At 59.1% G+C, this 16151-nt stretch carries 16 protein-coding genes and 1 tRNA gene; 13 read left to right on the top strand and 4 right to left on the bottom strand.

The genetic code is table 11. The features are described 5' to 3' along the window. Positions 1-154: 154 nt before the first annotated feature. Positions 155-1657 carry an anthranilate synthase component I gene (trpE, locus tag WYH_RS02955; RefSeq protein ID WP_046902646.1) on the bottom strand — a complete coding sequence of 501 codons (1503 nt, stop codon included), beginning with the start codon at positions 1655-1657 and terminating at the stop codon, positions 155-157. 20 nt (positions 1658-1677) lie between these two features. Then, positions 1678-3615 carry a SurA N-terminal domain-containing protein gene (locus WYH_RS02950; RefSeq protein ID WP_046902645.1) on the bottom strand — a complete coding sequence of 646 codons (1938 nt, stop codon included), beginning with the start codon at positions 3613-3615 and terminating at the stop codon, positions 1678-1680. A gap of 219 nt (positions 3616-3834) precedes the next feature. On the opposite strand from WYH_RS02950, the gene tpiA reads away from it, so the two are divergent. The 3 genes from tpiA (at position 3835) to WYH_RS02935 (ending at position 6873) form a co-directional block, all read left to right on the top strand. Continuing rightward, the gene (gene tpiA / locus WYH_RS02945) at positions 3835-4593 is read left to right on the top strand and encodes a triose-phosphate isomerase (protein WP_046902644.1); all 759 of its coding nucleotides are present in this window, start codon (positions 3835-3837) and stop codon (positions 4591-4593) included. A gap of 93 nt (positions 4594-4686) precedes the next feature. Beyond that, complete coding sequence (gene secG / locus WYH_RS02940) at positions 4687-5076, top strand: preprotein translocase subunit SecG (protein ID WP_046902643.1); 390 nt, start codon at positions 4687-4689, stop codon at positions 5074-5076. A 162-nt stretch (positions 5077-5238) separates the two neighbouring features. Continuing rightward, the gene (locus WYH_RS02935) at positions 5239-6873 is read left to right on the top strand and encodes a CTP synthase (RefSeq protein WP_046902642.1); all 1635 of its coding nucleotides are present in this window, start codon (positions 5239-5241) and stop codon (positions 6871-6873) included. Between the two features lie 366 nt (positions 6874-7239). Here WYH_RS02935 and WYH_RS02930 read toward each other — a convergent pair whose 3' ends face one another. Continuing rightward, the gene (locus WYH_RS02930) at positions 7240-7713 is read right to left on the bottom strand and encodes an Hsp20 family protein (protein WP_046902641.1); all 474 of its coding nucleotides are present in this window, start codon (positions 7711-7713) and stop codon (positions 7240-7242) included. Positions 7714-7866: 153 nt separating this feature from the next. Between WYH_RS02930 and grxC the strand changes: the two genes are divergently transcribed. From grxC to WYH_RS02910, 4 genes are all read left to right on the top strand, one after another. Next, the gene (gene grxC / locus WYH_RS02925) at positions 7867-8130 is read left to right on the top strand and encodes a glutaredoxin 3 (protein WP_244877949.1); all 264 of its coding nucleotides are present in this window, start codon (positions 7867-7869) and stop codon (positions 8128-8130) included. A gap of 11 nt (positions 8131-8141) precedes the next feature. Beyond that, positions 8142-8969: a carbon-nitrogen hydrolase family protein gene (locus WYH_RS02920; RefSeq protein ID WP_046902639.1), complete on the top strand. Its 828-nt coding sequence runs from the start codon at positions 8142-8144 to the stop codon at positions 8967-8969. Continuing rightward, positions 8966-9448 carry a DUF1178 family protein gene (locus WYH_RS02915; protein ID WP_046902638.1) on the top strand — a complete coding sequence of 161 codons (483 nt, stop codon included), beginning with the start codon at positions 8966-8968 and terminating at the stop codon, positions 9446-9448. Before WYH_RS02920 ends, WYH_RS02915 begins: the two co-directional genes overlap by 4 nt. A gap of 40 nt (positions 9449-9488) precedes the next feature. Next, positions 9489-9565: transfer RNA gene (locus WYH_RS02910), tRNA-Arg, on the top strand. A 181-nt stretch (positions 9566-9746) separates the two neighbouring features. Here the strand turns inward: WYH_RS02910 and WYH_RS02905 are convergent. Beyond that, positions 9747-10040 (bottom strand): hypothetical protein, encoded by a 294-nt coding sequence (locus tag WYH_RS02905; protein ID WP_046902637.1) that lies wholly within the window; start codon positions 10038-10040, stop codon positions 9747-9749. Positions 10041-10261: 221 nt separating this feature from the next. On the opposite strand from WYH_RS02905, the gene WYH_RS02900 reads away from it, so the two are divergent. The 6 genes from WYH_RS02900 (at position 10262) to WYH_RS02880 (ending at position 16088) form a co-directional block, all read left to right on the top strand. Continuing rightward, positions 10262-11296, top strand: a complete 1035-nt coding sequence (locus tag WYH_RS02900; RefSeq protein WP_156320054.1) for a hypothetical protein — start codon at positions 10262-10264, stop codon at positions 11294-11296. A gap of 400 nt (positions 11297-11696) precedes the next feature. Then, positions 11697-12989: a tyrosine-type recombinase/integrase gene (locus WYH_RS02895; protein ID WP_156320053.1), complete on the top strand. Its 1293-nt coding sequence runs from the start codon at positions 11697-11699 to the stop codon at positions 12987-12989. Positions 12990-13091: 102 nt separating this feature from the next. Continuing rightward, the gene (locus WYH_RS02890; protein ID WP_046902634.1) at positions 13092-13697 is read left to right on the top strand and encodes a hypothetical protein; all 606 of its coding nucleotides are present in this window, start codon (positions 13092-13094) and stop codon (positions 13695-13697) included. Positions 13698-13783: 86 nt separating this feature from the next. Next, entirely contained in the window at positions 13784-14008 is a 225-nt protein-coding gene (locus WYH_RS17370; protein ID WP_218917153.1) for a helix-turn-helix transcriptional regulator, read from the top strand. A 35-nt stretch (positions 14009-14043) separates the two neighbouring features. Further along, positions 14044-14949, top strand: a complete 906-nt coding sequence (locus WYH_RS02885) for a DUF7146 domain-containing protein (RefSeq protein WP_235979812.1) — start codon at positions 14044-14046, stop codon at positions 14947-14949. Then, positions 14949-16088 carry a DUF3631 domain-containing protein gene (locus tag WYH_RS02880; RefSeq protein WP_046902633.1) on the top strand — a complete coding sequence of 380 codons (1140 nt, stop codon included), beginning with the start codon at positions 14949-14951 and terminating at the stop codon, positions 16086-16088. Before WYH_RS02885 ends, WYH_RS02880 begins: the two co-directional genes overlap by 1 nt. The last annotated feature ends 63 nt before the right edge of the window (positions 16089-16151 follow it).

Raw genomic sequence — 16151 nt, 5'->3', positions numbered from 1 at the left:
ATTGGCAATTGGCGACTCGCGCCCTGCCGCTCGTCAGCCAACAATCACCAGCGGGCGGGGCGCTGCACCCGGGCGCCATTGTCGGGCCAGGGCTTCCCGGACCCGCCTCTGGCGCATGACAGCAGTGAAGTTGATGCCGCGATTGCGGCACCTGTCACTGGCCGAAACCCGGTTCTTCCGCCACCCGTACGGCTTCGCGCGCGGCGGCAACCAGCGCGCTTGCCTTGTGCCGGCATTCGGCAGCTTCATAAGCGGGATCGCTATCGGCAACGATACCGGCACCTGCCTGCACATGCATGGTCCCGTCCTTCACGACGGCAGTACGCAATACGATGCAGCTATCCACCGAACCATCCGGTGCGAAATAGCCGACACCGCCGGCATAGGGGCCCCGGGTTTCCGGCTCCAGCTCCGCAATGATCTGGCAGGCGCGCACTTTTGGCGCACCCGAAACCGTGCCCGCAGGGAAACCGGCGAACATGGCATCCAGCGCATCCTTGTCCGGAGCCAGCTTGCCCACGACATTGCTGACAATATGCATGACATGGCTGTAGCGTTCGATGGTGAAGCTGTCGGTCACTTCCACGCTGTTCGCGGCGGCCACGCGGCCCACATCATTGCGGCCCAGATCCAGCAGCATCAGATGCTCCGCGCATTCCTTGGGATCGGCCAGCAGGCTTTCCTCATTCGCGCGGTCTTCGGCCGCATCCTTGCCGCGCGGGCGTGTGCCGGCGATCGGGCGGATCGTGACTTCGCCCCGGCGAACACGCACCAATATTTCAGGGCTGGACCCGACAACGGCAAAGCCCGGCAGGTCGAGGAAATAGAGGAAGGGCGAGGGGTTTACCCGCCGCAGGGCGCGGTAAAGCGCAATCGGCGGCAGGGGGAAGGGGCAGGTGAAACGCTGCGCCAGCACGACCTGAAAGATATCCCCGGCCGTGATATATTCCTTCGCCCGCAGAACCATGTCTGCATAATCGCTCTCCTCCATTACGGGATTGAGCGCCATTTCGGGCAAATCAGTCGCGGGGGCAGGTGCGGGCACGCGCTGGTCGATCCGGCGCAATGCCTCATCGATGCGTTCCCCGGCCCGTTCCAGCGCATGTTCGGTGTGCAGATCCCCGGGCCAGAGGGGGGCGATGCAGAAAAGTTCATCCGACAGGCTGTCAAAGATGAAGATCAGCGTCGGGCGCACGAACAGCATGTCCGGCAGTGCCAGCTCGTTCTGCGGCGCACGCGGCAGCTTTTCCACCAGACCGATGGTTTCATAGCCGAAATAGCCGACGAGGCAGGCCAGCGCTTCCGGCAAGGCGTCAGGCACGTCGATCCGGCAGGAATCGACCAGGGCCCGCAATTCGGACAGGCTATCCCCGCGAAGTGGCTGGAAATCGTCCCGGTCCCGGCGCCAGTTGCGGTTCACTTCGCAGCTGGATCCGGTCGCGCGGAAAACAAGATCGGGATCGATCCCGAGCAGCGAATAGCGCCCGCGGACTTCGCCACCCTCCACCGATTCCAGCAGAAAGTCGCCGCGGCCCGGTTCGATGAGTTTCAGCGCGGCACCGATGGGAGTTTCGGTGTCGGCAACGACTTTGCGCCATACAAGCGCTGGCCTGCCCGATTCGAGCAGTTCGCGCGCCTTGGGGACGTTCTCTAACATTTTATCGGACAGCTTCAGTCTCAGTCCGCCTGGGGGGCGAGCGATGCCACGACGGCGTCGATTGCGACCTGGTTGCGTTCAATCTTCACCTGGCGCTCGATCGCGCCGACGAATTGCTGCGCATATTCATCGCCGGCCACCTGGCTCAGCTGACGCACGGTCGCCGCGATGATCGGATCGCCATCGGCAACGGTGCCAGCTTCTACATCGTCCAGTTGCACGACATACCAGCCAGCTTCTTCCGGGCCTTCAAGCTTTTTCACAGTGCCTTCCGCCATGCTGAACATCAGGGCCAGGGGCGGGGGCACCTGTCCTTGGCGGGCCAGTTCGCGACGGTCAAGATCGACCGGGGCAGGCGGCGGCAGGTCCAGTTTCTCTTCGGAAATTGCCTGGGCCAGCGTCTTGCCTTCCCCGATGCGTTTCAGGACGCGGTCGGCGGCGGCGCGCGCCTTCTGCTGGCCCTGATCGCGGCGCCAGTCGGCAATCGCGCGGTCGCGGATATCTTTCAGCGGAGCGGTGGCAGAAGGCGTGATGTCGGACACTTCATAGATCACGAAAGTCTCACCCGGGACGACTTCAGCCAGTTGCGGTTCGCCTTCTTCCATGTCGAACGCCACCTGCAACACGCGGGTCAGAACCTCCGGAATCGTCTCGCCAGTCGGCGATTGATAGACGCGGCCATCGGCGGTCACCGGCTTGGTGGTCTTCAGTTCGGCGCCGATTTCGCTGGCGACTTCCGTCATGTTGCCGCCGCCATCGAACTCGTCCTCGATAGAGACGGAAAGATCGGCGATGGCCTGCCGGCGCTGTTCCGCCGCAAGCCTTTCAGCAATTTCTCCGCGCACCTGGCCCAGCGTCCGTGCAGGCTGGCGGTCGATATTGTCCACGCGCAGCACGTACCAGCCAAGACCACCACGCTTCGGTTCGGCAATCTCGCCCTTATCGGCGGCAAAGCCGGCCTGGGCCACGGCGGAAGAGGAAGCAGTTGCCAGCGCATTCCTCGTCATCGGGCCGATATCGGCGGTCGCAAGGCCCTTGTTCCGCGCAACGGCGGCCAGTGCGGTTCCGCTTTTAACAGCGTCCACGATTTCGCGGGCGGCGGCTTCTGTCGCGGTTACGACCTGTGTGAAACTGCGCCGTTCGACCGCCGCATATTGCGCCTTTTCGCTTTCGAAACGGGCCTTGATCTGGGCTTCCGTCGGTTCAGGCAGATTACCGAGAGCCTCCGCCCCGAAAGAGGCGAAGCGGATCACGCGCCGTTCGGGGCGAATATATTTGTCGCTATTGTCGCGGTAATAGGCCTGCAATTGCTCATCCGTGGGATCGCCTTCAGGAGCGAAAACCTCGCTCGGCAGCAGACCGATCGAACCCTTGCGCGATTCCTGAAGCAGCGAGGCATAGCGACGGGCAACGCTTTGCGGCACCTGCGGCGCCAGCGTGACAGGAGTGACGACCTGTCGCGCGATCAGCCCCTGGGCCAGATCGTCCCGCACGGTGGATTCAGTCAGCCCGCGCTGGCTCAGCACTGCAAGGAATGCGTTCCTGTCGAACTTGCCGTCCGCGCCGCGAAAGCTGGGGATCTGGAGAATTTCGCTATCCACAAGCCTGTCGCCCGCCCGAATACCGCTTTCTCTCCCGAATTCGGCAATGGCGGTGCGGCTCAGCATCTGCGCCAGCACTTCTTCCACACCGCCCTGCGAAATGAATGCCTGCATGGTCATGCGGGGATCTTCCTGCCGCACCTGATCCATCGCATTGGTGACATTCATGGCAAGTTCGGCCGTGCCGATCTTGGTGTCACCCACGACAGCTACCCGATCCCCGCCGGATACACCCCCGAATGTGCCTGTATTGGCAATATCGGAACTGGCGAAGGCGAGTGCGATCAGCGCGAGAAAAGCCAGCGTCACGACGATGCCGACCTTCGACTTGAAGAAGTTGCGGAAGAACTGGAGCATTGAGGTGTGTTTCTGTAACCTGCAGGAGCTGCGCGCCGGACGGCCGCATATTTGGTCAGGGGCTTTATCTCCCATGCGTCCTTGCCGCAACAGTGCACTAGGAGGTTGCCTTCTGTGTGGAAAAGCGCTTTTGACAACGCCCGCTCGCCAGATTAGCGGGCTCCCACTTTCTGCCCTTGCGGGCGTTTGAACTATCACGAAATCAAGGACACCATATAGATGGCCCAGCGCCCCTATATCGTAGGCAACTGGAAAATGCATGGAACGCGTGCCATGCTTTCCGAAGCGCGCGCGATCGACCGCGCGGCAGAGCGTCTGCTTAAAGCGGAAGTCGCGCTCGCGCCGCCTTTCACACTGATCCATGCAACCCGGAAGGAAGCATCGCTGATCGGCGTGGGTGCTCAGGATTGCCATCCGGCGGAAGGCGGCGCGCATACGGGCGATATTTCCGCCCCGATGCTCAAGGATGCCGGCGCCGGTTTCGTGATCGTCGGCCATAGCGAACGCCGCGCCGACCATGGCGAGACGGATGCTGTGGTCAAGGCGAAGGCGGATGCCGCGCTCGCTGCCAGCCTCGGCGTGATCGTCTGCGTGGGCGAGACTGAGGAACAGCGCGACGCCGGAAAGGCGGAGGAAGTTGTCGGCAATCAGCTCAAGGGCTCGTTGCCGGAAGCTGCGGGCATGATCGAAAAGGTCACAGTGGCTTACGAACCTGTCTGGGCCATCGGCACGGGCCGGACGCCCACCGTGGAAGATGTCGGCGCCATGCACCGTTCGATCCGGGAACAGCTGAACGCGATTTATGGCGATGACGGTGCCGAAATCCGCATTCTCTATGGCGGGTCGGTCAAGCCCTCGAACGCGGCTGAACTGCTTGCCGCGGACGAAGTGGGCGGCGCGCTGGTCGGCGGGGCAAGCCTGACTGCCGAACAATTCCTCGGCATCATCGTTGCGGCCGCCGAACGCGAAGACAATTGAGCCGGGCCGCGGCCTCCAACCGGGGGCCGCGCCTTGCCGATCGGGCCGGACATGCCTACATGCCCGACCATTAGCTGATACAGAGCATCTTTTATGTCGCTTTTCATATTCCTGACCGTCGTCCAGGCGATCGTCGCCGCCGCACTTGTCGGTGTCGTGCTCATGCAGCGCTCGGAAGGGGGAGGTCTTGGAATGGGCGGGGGCGGTAGTCCCGGCGGCCTGATGTCGGCGCGCAGTGCGGGCGATTTCCTCACCCGCACGACGAAATGGCTGGCGATTCTGTTTGTCGGCCTGTCGATCCTGATGGCCGCAGTGGCCGTGGATACCACGACCGGTCGCGAACTGGATGATTCGCTCCAGCGTTCTGTGGGCCCTGCAGTGCCCGATCAGCTTATCCCGGATGAGGGTGCCGCTCCTGCTGCCCCCGCAGGGCAGGCTGCTCCGGCGGAAAATGATGATCCGCTGGCGGACGTCGCCCAGTAATCCCCGGAGTTTTCTGAATTACCCGGTTGTGTCCCGGTCGGCTTCGCGCCGGCCACCCCTTCCTGCGTGCGTTTTTGGGCGCAGGATCTCGCCCAGGCTGTGAAAAATAGATTGTTTCGCAGCTTGCCTCGAATCCGATTCCAAGCCTAAGGCCCGACTCCCATGGCGCGGTACATATTTATCACCGGCGGCGTGGTCTCATCGCTCGGTAAGGGACTCATGGCTGCAAGCCTCGGGGCGTTGCTCCAGGCGCGCGGCTACAAGGTCCGCATTCGCAAATTCGATCCCTATCTGAATGTCGATCCGGGCACGATGAGCCCGTATCAGCATGGCGAAGTCTATGTGACCGATGACGGGGCCGAAACCGACCTCGATCTCGGCCATTATGAACGCTTCACCGGCGTTTCCGCCCGGCAGAGCGACAATGTGACTTCCGGCCGGATCTACCAGCAGATCATCGCAAGAGAGAGGCGCGGGGACTATCTCGGCGCCACGGTGCAGGTGATCCCGCACGTGACCGATGCGATCAAGGAATTCGCGCTGGCCGATGCTGACGATCTCGATTTCGTATTGTGCGAAATCGGCGGGACGGTGGGCGATATCGAAAGCCTGCCTTTCATCGAAGCGATCCGGCAGCTCCGCAATGAACTGGGGCCGGACAATACCGCCGTGGTTCATGTCACGCTGGTCCCCTATATTTCCGCCGCTGGCGAATTGAAGACCAAGCCGACCCAGCATTCGGTACGGGAACTTACCAGCCTGGGCGTGCAGCCCGACCTCCTCCTCTGCCGCTGCGAACATGAACTGCCGGCAAGCGAGCGTGCCAAGATCGCCCTGTTCTGCAATGTGCGGCCGGAAGCGGTTATTCAGGCGCTGGATGCCAGCAGCATCTATGCCGTACCTCTGCAGTATCATGGCGAAGGGCTGGACGAACAGGTTCTGCGCCATTTCCACCTGGAAGGACCGAGCCCGGACCTGACCCGCTGGGACGATATTCTCGACCGGCATCAGAATCCCGAAGGCGAAGTGACAATCGGCGTGGTTGGCAAATATGTCGGCCTGCCGGACGCCTACAAATCGCTGAACGAAGCGCTGGTTCATGGCGGCATGGCAAATCGGGTGAAGGTCAATATCCGTTGGCTGGACGCCGAATTGTTCGAACAGGACGATGCCGAAATCGCCGCCCAGCTGGAACCGATGCACGGCATTCTGGTGCCCGGCGGCTTCGGCGAACGCGGTTCCGAGGGCAAGATCGCCAGCGTACGATTCGCGCGTGAACGCAAGGTTCCCTTCTTCGGCATTTGCCTTGGAATGCAGATGGCGTGCATCGAAGGCGCCCGGAACACCGCAGGAATTGCCGCTGCTTCTTCGACCGAATTCGGTGAAACAACGGAACCCGTCGTCGGGATCATCACCGAATGGATGAGCAAGGAAGGCTTGCAGCAACGATCGGCCGAGGGTGATCTTGGCGGTACGATGCGTGTTGGCGCCTATGAGGCGAAGCTTTCCGGCAACAGCCACATCTCCCGTATCTATGGCGGGGCGACGGAAATCTCCGAACGCCACCGGCACCGTTACGAGGTGAATTCCGCCTATCGCGATGCGCTGGAAAATGGCGGGCTGGTTTTTTCCGGCATGTCGCCCGATGGCCTTCTGCCCGAAATCGTGGAACGTCCGGACCATCCCTGGTTCATCGGTGTGCAATTCCATCCGGAATTGAAGAGCAAGCCGTTCGATCCGCACCCCTTGTTCAGGGATTTCATTGCTGCTGCATTGCAGCAAGCACGGCTCGTTTGACCGTCAGCGCAAAACTGTCGGATTTTGGGAACCATTCCCAGAAAGCTCTTGCACTGCAAGCCTCGCAGGCCCTAGCCGTGTGTCGGAAATTGCGCGGGAGGAGAGGCGTACGCAGTGTTTGCAAAGCGCAGCACATGCGACACTTATTTAGTATTTCGCGCTGAAGGGGCTGAGTTCACGGCTTGCCCGTGTGAAGACCAACGGCCCAGTTGACCAGGTAGTGGCCTTGTCAAAGCAATTGGCCGTCTTTTGCGACCCGGACGGCCATAATGCGGAAGACAAGTCGGCGCCTTGCGCGCCGAGGGGGCGGAGCCTTGCGGCTTCGCCCCCAAAATCAATCAAATTCTTGAATTTACGACGGGATCGTCAGGCAGCATTCGCCTGATCGTCATCCTCGTCCTTCACGACTTCCAGCCTTTGCTGGCCGCCAATGGCAACCTTCTTCGGCTTCATCGCTTCCGGCACTTCACGCACCAGATCGATCAGCAACAGGCCATCGGCCAGATCGGCTTTTTCGACCCGCACGAAATCGGCCAGTTCGAAGCGGCGTTCGAAGCCGCGATTGGCAATGCCGACATGCAGCAATTCACCATCGGGTTCTTCCTCGTGCTTGCGGCCCTGGATCACGAGCAGGTTCTGCTGGGCGGTGATATCCAGATCTTCGGAACGGAACCCCGCCACGGCCAGCGTGATGCGGTAGCTGTCTTCGCTCCGTCGTTCGATATTGAAAGGGGGGTAATTATCGCCAGAATTGTTGCGCACCTGGTTTTCCAGAAGATCGAACAGGCGATCGAAACCTACGGTGGAACGGCGATAGGGGGTAAAATCCAGACGGTTCATCGAAACAAATCCTCCATTGAGCAATTTGATGTTCCGGAGCCCGATTAGCCGGCGCTCCTGCCACTCTGCCCTTTTGGCGCAGAGAGACAATCCCTAGATATGTCCCGGATGGTGCCGTTCAAGTGCCCGGATAATTGCTGGAAAGGAAATCGCGTGTCCGATCCCAAGGTCGAAATCTATACCAAGTTCCATTGCGGATATTGCCACAGCGCCAAGCGTCTGTTGCAGTCGAAGGGGGTGGACTTCACCGAATATGACATCACCATGGGCGGGCCGAAACGCGCCGAAATGCTGGAACGCAAGCCCGATGCCCGCACCGTGCCCCAGATCTTCATAGATGGGGAAGCAATCGGCGGATCGGACGATCTGGCCGCGCTCGACCGTGAGGGCAAGCTTGACGGCATGCTGGGGCTCTGACGCGCCACGCCATGACCCGTATCGCACTGCTGCAAATGACCTCCGGAATCGATCCGGAAGATAATGAAGGCGCAATAATCGCCGGCATTGCCGAGGCGGCGGAGGGCGGGGCGGCGATGATCTTCACGCCCGAGATGTGCGCCATGCTGGACCGGAACCGGAAACGGGCCACACCGCATGTCGTCCCCGAAGGAGAGAATCGCGTCCTGGCCGCCGCGCGGGATGCCTCGGCTAAACACGGCATATGGACCGCGCTTGGATCGCTGGCAGTCCGGCGGGAGGATGGCCGCTGGGCCAATCGTTCACTCATTATCGATGAACGGGGCGAAATCGCAGCCCGATACGACAAGATCCATATGTTCGATGTGCAGCTTTCCGATGGCGAAAGCTGGCGTGAATCGGCGACCTATGCGCCCGGCGAAGAGGTGGTGATCGTGGACACGCCGATCGGCCGTCTGGGACTTGCTGTTTGTTATGACATTCGATTCCCCGCCCTGTTCGATGCGCTGGGCCGCAGGAAATGCGATGCCATAGCCATTCCGGCGGCTTTCACGGTCCCCACCGGCAAGGCCCACTGGCATTTGCTGCAACGCGCCCGCGCAGTTGAAGCCAGCGCCTATGTGATCGCAGCCGCGCAGGTGGGCGAACATGCGGATGGCCGCCGGACATTTGGCCACTCTCTTGTGGTCGATCCCTGGGGCGATATGGCGCTGGATATGGGCGAAGCCGGGCCCGGCCTCGGATACGCCGAAATCGATCCGGCGCGTATCGCCGATATTCGCGCGCAATTACCCAGCCTTGCCAATCGGCGCGAGATTCTTACAGCGCAGGGACAATGATCGTTTACGACCTCAATTGCGATTCCGGCCACCGCTTCGAAGGGTGGTTCGGTTCATCCGAAGATTATGACCGGCAATACCAGGCGGGATTGCTGACCTGTCCGCATTGCGGCTCTGCCGTGGTGAACAAGGCGCCAATGGCCGCCGCCGTTCCGCGCAAGGGAAATCAGCAGGGCGCAATTCGCCAGTCGGCCGAATCCGCCGGGGCGGAGCAGCGGGACGTATCCAATGTGCCGCTGACCCCCGAAGTGGCGCAGGCGCTGGAGAAACTGGCCCAGGCACAGGCCAAGGCCCTCGAAAAGTCGACCTGGGTCGGCAATGCCTTTGCCGAACAATCCCGGGCGATGCATTATGGCGAACAGGACGCGAAGGCCATTCATGGTCAGGCCAGCCTGGAAGAAGCCAAGGCGCTGATTGATGAAGGCATCGAAATCGCCCCGCTGCCATTCCCGATTGCCCCGCCGGACGAACTCAATTGATTGCCACAACGAAAAGCCTTCCCTAAACGCATCCCCGCGTGCGCCCGTAGCTCAGCAGGATAGAGCACCAGATTCCTAATCTGGGGGCCACAGGTTCGAATCCTGTCGGGCGCACCACTTCCTTTTCATTCCCGCAAATCTCGCTGCCCCAAGCGCCTGTGATCAGGAGGCATTGCGCAATGGACGCAGGGCAGGCGTGGGCGTGGCGGCAGCCGGTGGATCTGCCTGAGCAGGATTAGCAACCGACGGACGTGACGCCACGGTTTGGTATTCCGATGAGGCTCTGACCGGCTTTCAATTAGCCGTAGGGCAGCAGTCTCGATCCTTCTACGTCATCAAATCCATCAACGGCCGCAACGTGCGCATCCGCCGCGAGGCTCTTTGCGGTCTGCGATCGTCGCAGGTCGATCTTGACGAAGGCACGGTCCACTTCGAGAAGATGAAGAACGGGTTGAAGCAGACACTGCCGCTGTCCAAGCAGTCCATCGCGCTGCAGCGCGAGATGGAGGGACCGAATAGGGAGTTCGTCTTTCCACGCCGCGACGGGCAAGGGGTTTTTCAGAGCCGCGCGACGAGGGGGTGGGGTGGCCATTCCACAACACCCGCAAGGTCTGTTCTCTTGCCTCCTACCCGAACCTGTCGTGGGTTTCCTGTGCGGCGACAAGCTAACCAAGACTGTCGCGTAGGGCTACGTGTTGCGTCTCGACATGGACGTACTGCGGGAGACCGCGAACAAGGTTGATGACTTCATCGAATCTCGGATGCTCCGAAGCGGCGCTGGCTAACGCGGAATGGCGGCGCTAATCTGGTACGATGAACAACTCAGACGAAAGTCGACGGGGCACCCGACCAATTGATCGCGCTCGTGACAGTGCGGGTAGCGCAACAATACCACCGGAAAGCGGCAATATTGTAACTGTGAAGGTCATCGCGGACAGAATGTATTTTCTTGCTGAGAATGGTCTGACATCAGCCGTGATGGCGGATCAGATCGACCCAAAACGGACAAATCCAAATATTCCGCATGTCGTCCACCATATTGAGCTCGGTTACGGGGCTAAACAGCGTTTTATGCGAAAGACCGTGGGGGTTGCCTTCGAGCTGGCAGATGAGACCTATTTGCCCGAACATGTCGATGCCGAGGCATTGCTTGTGTTGGCCATCGAGATAGCAGCCTCTCTAGCATCCGTGATGGAAGTCGTTGATGAACTAAGCAGTCATCAAGCCGAGACCCGAGTCAAGGGTGAAGCAGGGCAGCTTTCCGCGGCTTATGTGCCTCGGACACCCAACCTTAAAGGTAAGGTTCGGCAGAGTCTTGCTGCACTTCGTGATGTAGAGGTCGCAATCAAGAAGACGACAGCTCAGTTTTATCCAAAAGATGCAGCGAAAGATCCTTGGGACAAGAAGCTAAAGCCTGCGATGTTGGAGAAGTATGGGAACGACGAAGGCTTTGAAGAATTCGTCGGATGCGCGTGGAGCGTAATGGAATGCATCGCAGATCACCGCCACGCGATGATTCACCAAGACGGCGAAAAGTCGGTCACGATCTATGACTACGAACTAGATGCATCAGGAGCGTTCGTAGCGCCGACCATCGAAATCGCGCACCCTCGTAATCCGTTTCCCAGGCACGATATCGGTCAATTTCTCAAAACACAGTTGGAGCACATAGCAGAGGTTTATGAGGCACTGCTGGGCTACATGTGTGACCTCAATGTCCGAAGTCTCAATGAAGCTTTCGAGTCGTTTGTTACTGCGCTTCCAGACGGAGAACAACGCAGTGGATCACATTTGGTCTGGTCGACGAAAATCGTTGGAGCTTTTCCGGACAAGCCTGCCAATGCATGACTGATCGTCGGTTCCAAAGCGCTCTCAAATCCAACCCTCCAGCTGGCCGACGCCAATCACGCCCGGCCTAAGGTATTCTGACGCGAACGCTGCGCCTACGAGCGCAATGGCAATGTCGCCATGGTAAGCGCGTCTGACTTGCCTTGCTCGATCACCTGATTGCCTGCCGCAGTCGTCTCAAGTTGGAAGGTTTCGAGTTCGGCAACGATGTCCTAGCGCACGCCTGATGGTGCTGACGCAGTTATGGTGGCCAACAAGTCCACCCCGCTGCCTCACAAATGACGCATAAAAATAAAAGCCGCCCTTGCGGACGGCTTTGCTAACTTACTTGAAAGTATGGTGGACGCACTAGGGCTCGAACCTAGGACCCGCTGATTAAGAGTGCGGGCGGGCAAGGTATTTGAAAAGCTCGGTATTCTGCCATTTCTGGCGAAAAATGACGCAAATCCGCCAGTTATCGTCATGTGATCGCGGGACACACCACGTCATTCAAGCACGGCTTTTGACACTCAATCCGTCATTCGGACGGACATGGGACGGACATGAGATGCCGCGCATAACTGACAAACTGATCCGGGAAATGCTTACGCCTAAGGAGGGGCAGAAGATCGAGCGTGATAATCTGGTCACTGGCTTTGGTGTGAGAAAGACCGCAACGGGGCACACGGCTTTCATCTTCAGCTACACCTCACGTGGCCGGGATCGACGAATGACCATTGGGCAATATCCGGCGTGGTCGGTTGTCGCAGCACGCCAAATGGCAGCTAAATTACGGTTGCGTGTCGATGCAGGGGATGATCCGCTGGATGAGCAACAGGTTGCTCGCGCCGAGTATACCTTGGAGCAGCTTTGGGAGCGGTATGAGAAGCTAGTCTTGCCGCGAAAGGCCGAGAGCACGCAGAAGGACGAGCGATCCTTGTGGAGGCGTCTCATACTGCCGAAACTCGGGCGGCGACGGCTTTCGCACATTAGGCCGGGAGATGTGGATGCTTTCCACCTCGGTATCAGCGCGACTACACCTGTGCAGGCCAATCGCTGCATTGCCAGCATCCGTCACGCTTTCAATATGGCCATCAGGTGGGAACTCGTCTCATCTAACCCGGTCACCGGTATCAAGAAAAACTCCGAGCGCCCCCGTCAGCGTTACTTAGACGATCTTGAGCGTGCGCGGTTCGTCGCCGCACTGGATGCCCGTGAGGACACGCCGTCAGTTCTCGCCCTCCACTTCCTGTTGTTAACCGGAGCCCGTCGGGGTGAAGTGTTGAAGGCGCGCTGGGAGCAGATCGACTTCGTTCAAGAAGCGTGGATCAAGCCGAGCGCACACACCAAGCAGCGAAGGCTTCATCGCGTTCCCCTTTCAAATGCTGCGATGGCCGTTCTCCGGCGTGCGCGTGCGCTTTCTGACTGCGAGTATATTTTCCCCGGAAAAAACGGCGAGGCGCTGACCGAGATCAGGAAGACGTTCAGTGCCGTTTGCCGTGAGGCAAACATCAGTGGTCTTCGCATCCATGATCTTCGCCATTCCTATGCATCGGCACTCGTATCTAGAGGGGCCTCGCTGCCAATAATCGGCGGATTGCTAGGTCACACACAGGTATCGACTACTGCGAGATATAGCCACCTAGCTGATGAAGCCATGCGTCGAGCAACAAACCTGCTTGGCGAGGAAGCTGATGGCAGCGAGGACGACTGACCCATAGTAATCGCCCACGTTAACTCGATGTTTTCCAGTGTCATCTTAGCTTGAACGCACTCTCTTGGCTCACTTGAGCGAAGGCCAGTGGAGACACCGAGCATGGGCCGGAAGAAGCAATATGGACCCGGATATGACATCCATCATGCCGAGGAGTTGTTTGAGCAATCCGTCGAAAGGAAGAAGCCAGACTACAGATATGTCGCGCTTGCCATTGGCAAATCGCCCGCCGCTCCGCCGGATTGGGCGATACTAGCTTGCATACAAGCACGGCAAGAAGAGGAGCGAAAGGCAGCCAGCTTGACCCCGGATTTGGTGTCTCCTGTTTTGGACGATCTGGCGAAGTTCTTCGCCCAAGAGCAATGGGCTTTCGAAGATCGTTTGAAAGGAAGCAAGGGGCCTCTCCCAGCATTTTCTCCTACTCCATTTCGTAAGGCACTTCGACTTGTCCTGTCGGGCAAGGAGAGATGGAAAGATCATATCAATGGTGCGAACGATGACTGGCAAGCGCCATTTCGAGAGGCTTGGCGGCGAGAACAGGAAGGCGATGTTCTCCAATCGCATTTCTTCCAGTTAGATGGCTTCAAGACAACATCGCGGATTGAACGGGTTCTTTGCCAGCTATTGGGCCAAGAATATGATGGCCCCGAAGATTTGGAACATACCGCATGGATCGCCAAAAGGCTTATCGAGATAAATAGAGTTTGATCTTTATCGTCGTATTACAATCATAGGATCAGTTCACTGCGGCCTCCAAAACGTCACCGTGAGTCATTCGATACACGGAGGCGACATTGACGAAAGCTATTGATCTCGAAAATGAATACCTGACCAGCGACGAGGTGTCGGATTGGTTGAAGGTGTCCCGGCGCACGTTGCATCGGTGGGCGCGGCTTCGGAAAGGCCCACCGAGCGTCAAGGTTGGACGTTCGGTTTATTATCGCCGAACATCGGTTGAACAGTGGCTACTCGCGTTAGAGCAGTCTCACACCGGCGCTTGTTCCGACGGAGGGCAATAATGGCTCTCATTCATCGACGCGGGCAAGCTCGGCGCTTGATCGACATTGAGGCGATCCGAAAGAGCAATCCGTTGCCGGAAGTCGCCGCTGCGGTCGTGTCATTGAGGCAAGTGGGCAAGGAGTGGTTGGGATGCTGCCCATTCCACGCAGACCGTTCGCCGTCATTCACGATCTACGATGACGGACGACGCTTCCAATGCTTCGGATGCGGTGCGCATGGGGATGTCCTCGACTTTGTGCAGCGCCTCAATCAAGTCAGCCTCCCTGAAGCCGCCAAAATGCTCCGGGCTGGTGGCGAACTCGCCCCCAAGACAGCAATCGCAAAGCCAACGGCTGAAAAGCTCGACCGATCAGCCAACGCTCGGGCAATCTGGGAGCGAACTGTCGCTGCGACAGGAACTCTTGTCGAAGACTACCTCCGCCACCGTGGTCTATATTTGCCGATCCCGCCCGATATTCGCTTCGCCTGTCTTCCTTGCGAAGCCCTCGGTTCCCTGCCTTGTCTGGTGGCGGCAATCCGCGATTTTTCCGGGGAGATTTCAGGCATCCAACGGATATGGCTGGCAAATGACGGTCGAGGCAAGGCCGATGTTTCCAAGCCTAAGCGCAGCTTAGGCCGGGTGAAGGGAGGAGCCATACGGCTCGGGGGGTTAGACCGGTCCGGCACCATCATTGTCTGCGAAGGCCCTGAAGATGGTCTTTCTCTACTACAGATGTTCGACACCCCAGTCTGGGTTGCCGCTGGCGCGACATTTCTTTCGGCCATGCAATTTCCGCGTGACATTCGCAGCATAGTAATCGCCGCCGACAATGATGCCACTGGTAAGGAGGAGACGCAGAAAGCTGCACGCGCTTTTGCCTCACGCGGACTGAATGTCAGCATCATCATGCCGCAGGAAGGCTTCAAGGATTTCAACGATGAATTGAGGGGGCTCTGCTGATGTCCGTAAATCCCCGAGCGCGCTGGCGCATTGTCGAAGCCCCTGTCATTCGGTCTGTTGGCGCTGAACTGCTTGATGAAGTCGAAGCATTTCTACGTCGCTTCATAGTGTTTCCTACCGATGAGGCTGCGACTGCAACGGCTCTTTGGGCAGCGCATACGCATTTCATGGAAAAGTGGGACACTACTCCCCGCATTGCTTTCTTGTCGCCAGAACCTGCCAGCGGCAAATCTCGTGCTTTGGAGATACTGGAATTGATAGTTCCTCGGCCAGCACTGGCGGTCAACATGAGTGCAGCGGCCCTGTTTCGACTGGTAGGCTGCGACACGGGCCTGCCAACGATCCTCTTTGACGAGATCGACACAATCTTCGGTCCAAAGGCCAAGGAGCATGAAGACATTCGTGGTCTACTGAATGCCGGATACCGACGCGGTGCCTACACCTATCGCGCGAAAAGCGGTGGAAACGGTATCGTTACGGAGAAGATCGAAGCATACAGCGCAGTTGCACTGGCTGGGTTGGGTGAACTTCCGGATACGATCCTAAGCCGATGTATCCCTATCCGCATGAAGCGCCGTGCGCCGGGTGAAACGGTGGAGCCTTATCGCCGACGTTTGCACGCTTGCGATGGCAACGCGCTGTTTGACCGACTTGCGCAGTGGGCGGAAGAGGTTGGCGATCAAGTTGCTTGGCCGGACGAACTTCCGCCGAGCATACAAGACCGCGATGCCGACATTTGGGAGCCGTTGATTGCCATTGGCGATTTGGCCGGGGGAACTTGGCCTGCAAAGTCGCGTCAGGCTGCTGTGGCGCTTGTGGCGGCGGCACGGGAGGACGGGAGCGCCAGCCTTGCGGTGCGCCTACTGGGTGACATTAGGACCGTATTTGGAGACGTTGATCAAATCCCTACGGTCGCGTTGTTGGCAGCCCTTTGTAATCTCGAAGAAGCCCCTTGGGGTGACATGCGTGGTAAGCCCCTCGATAGTCGTAGATTAGCCAGTATGCTTACCTCCTATGGCGTAAGGCCGGTCACGATCCGCACTACATCTGGCACAACGCCGAAGGGCTACAAGCGCGAGGCATTTCATGACGCTTGGCAGCGTTACCTGCCTCCTCCTACATGCCCTGCACCCGAATAGTCCGCCACATCCGCAACGATGTGGTGGGCGTGAGAACTGATGACATGTGGCGGATGTGGCGGA

The sequence above is a fragment of the Croceibacterium atlanticum genome, from assembly GCF_001008165.2.
GTDB classification, from domain to species: domain Bacteria; phylum Pseudomonadota; class Alphaproteobacteria; order Sphingomonadales; family Sphingomonadaceae; genus Croceibacterium_C; species Croceibacterium_C atlanticum.
This window is presented reverse-complemented; position numbering and strand designations above follow the sequence as displayed.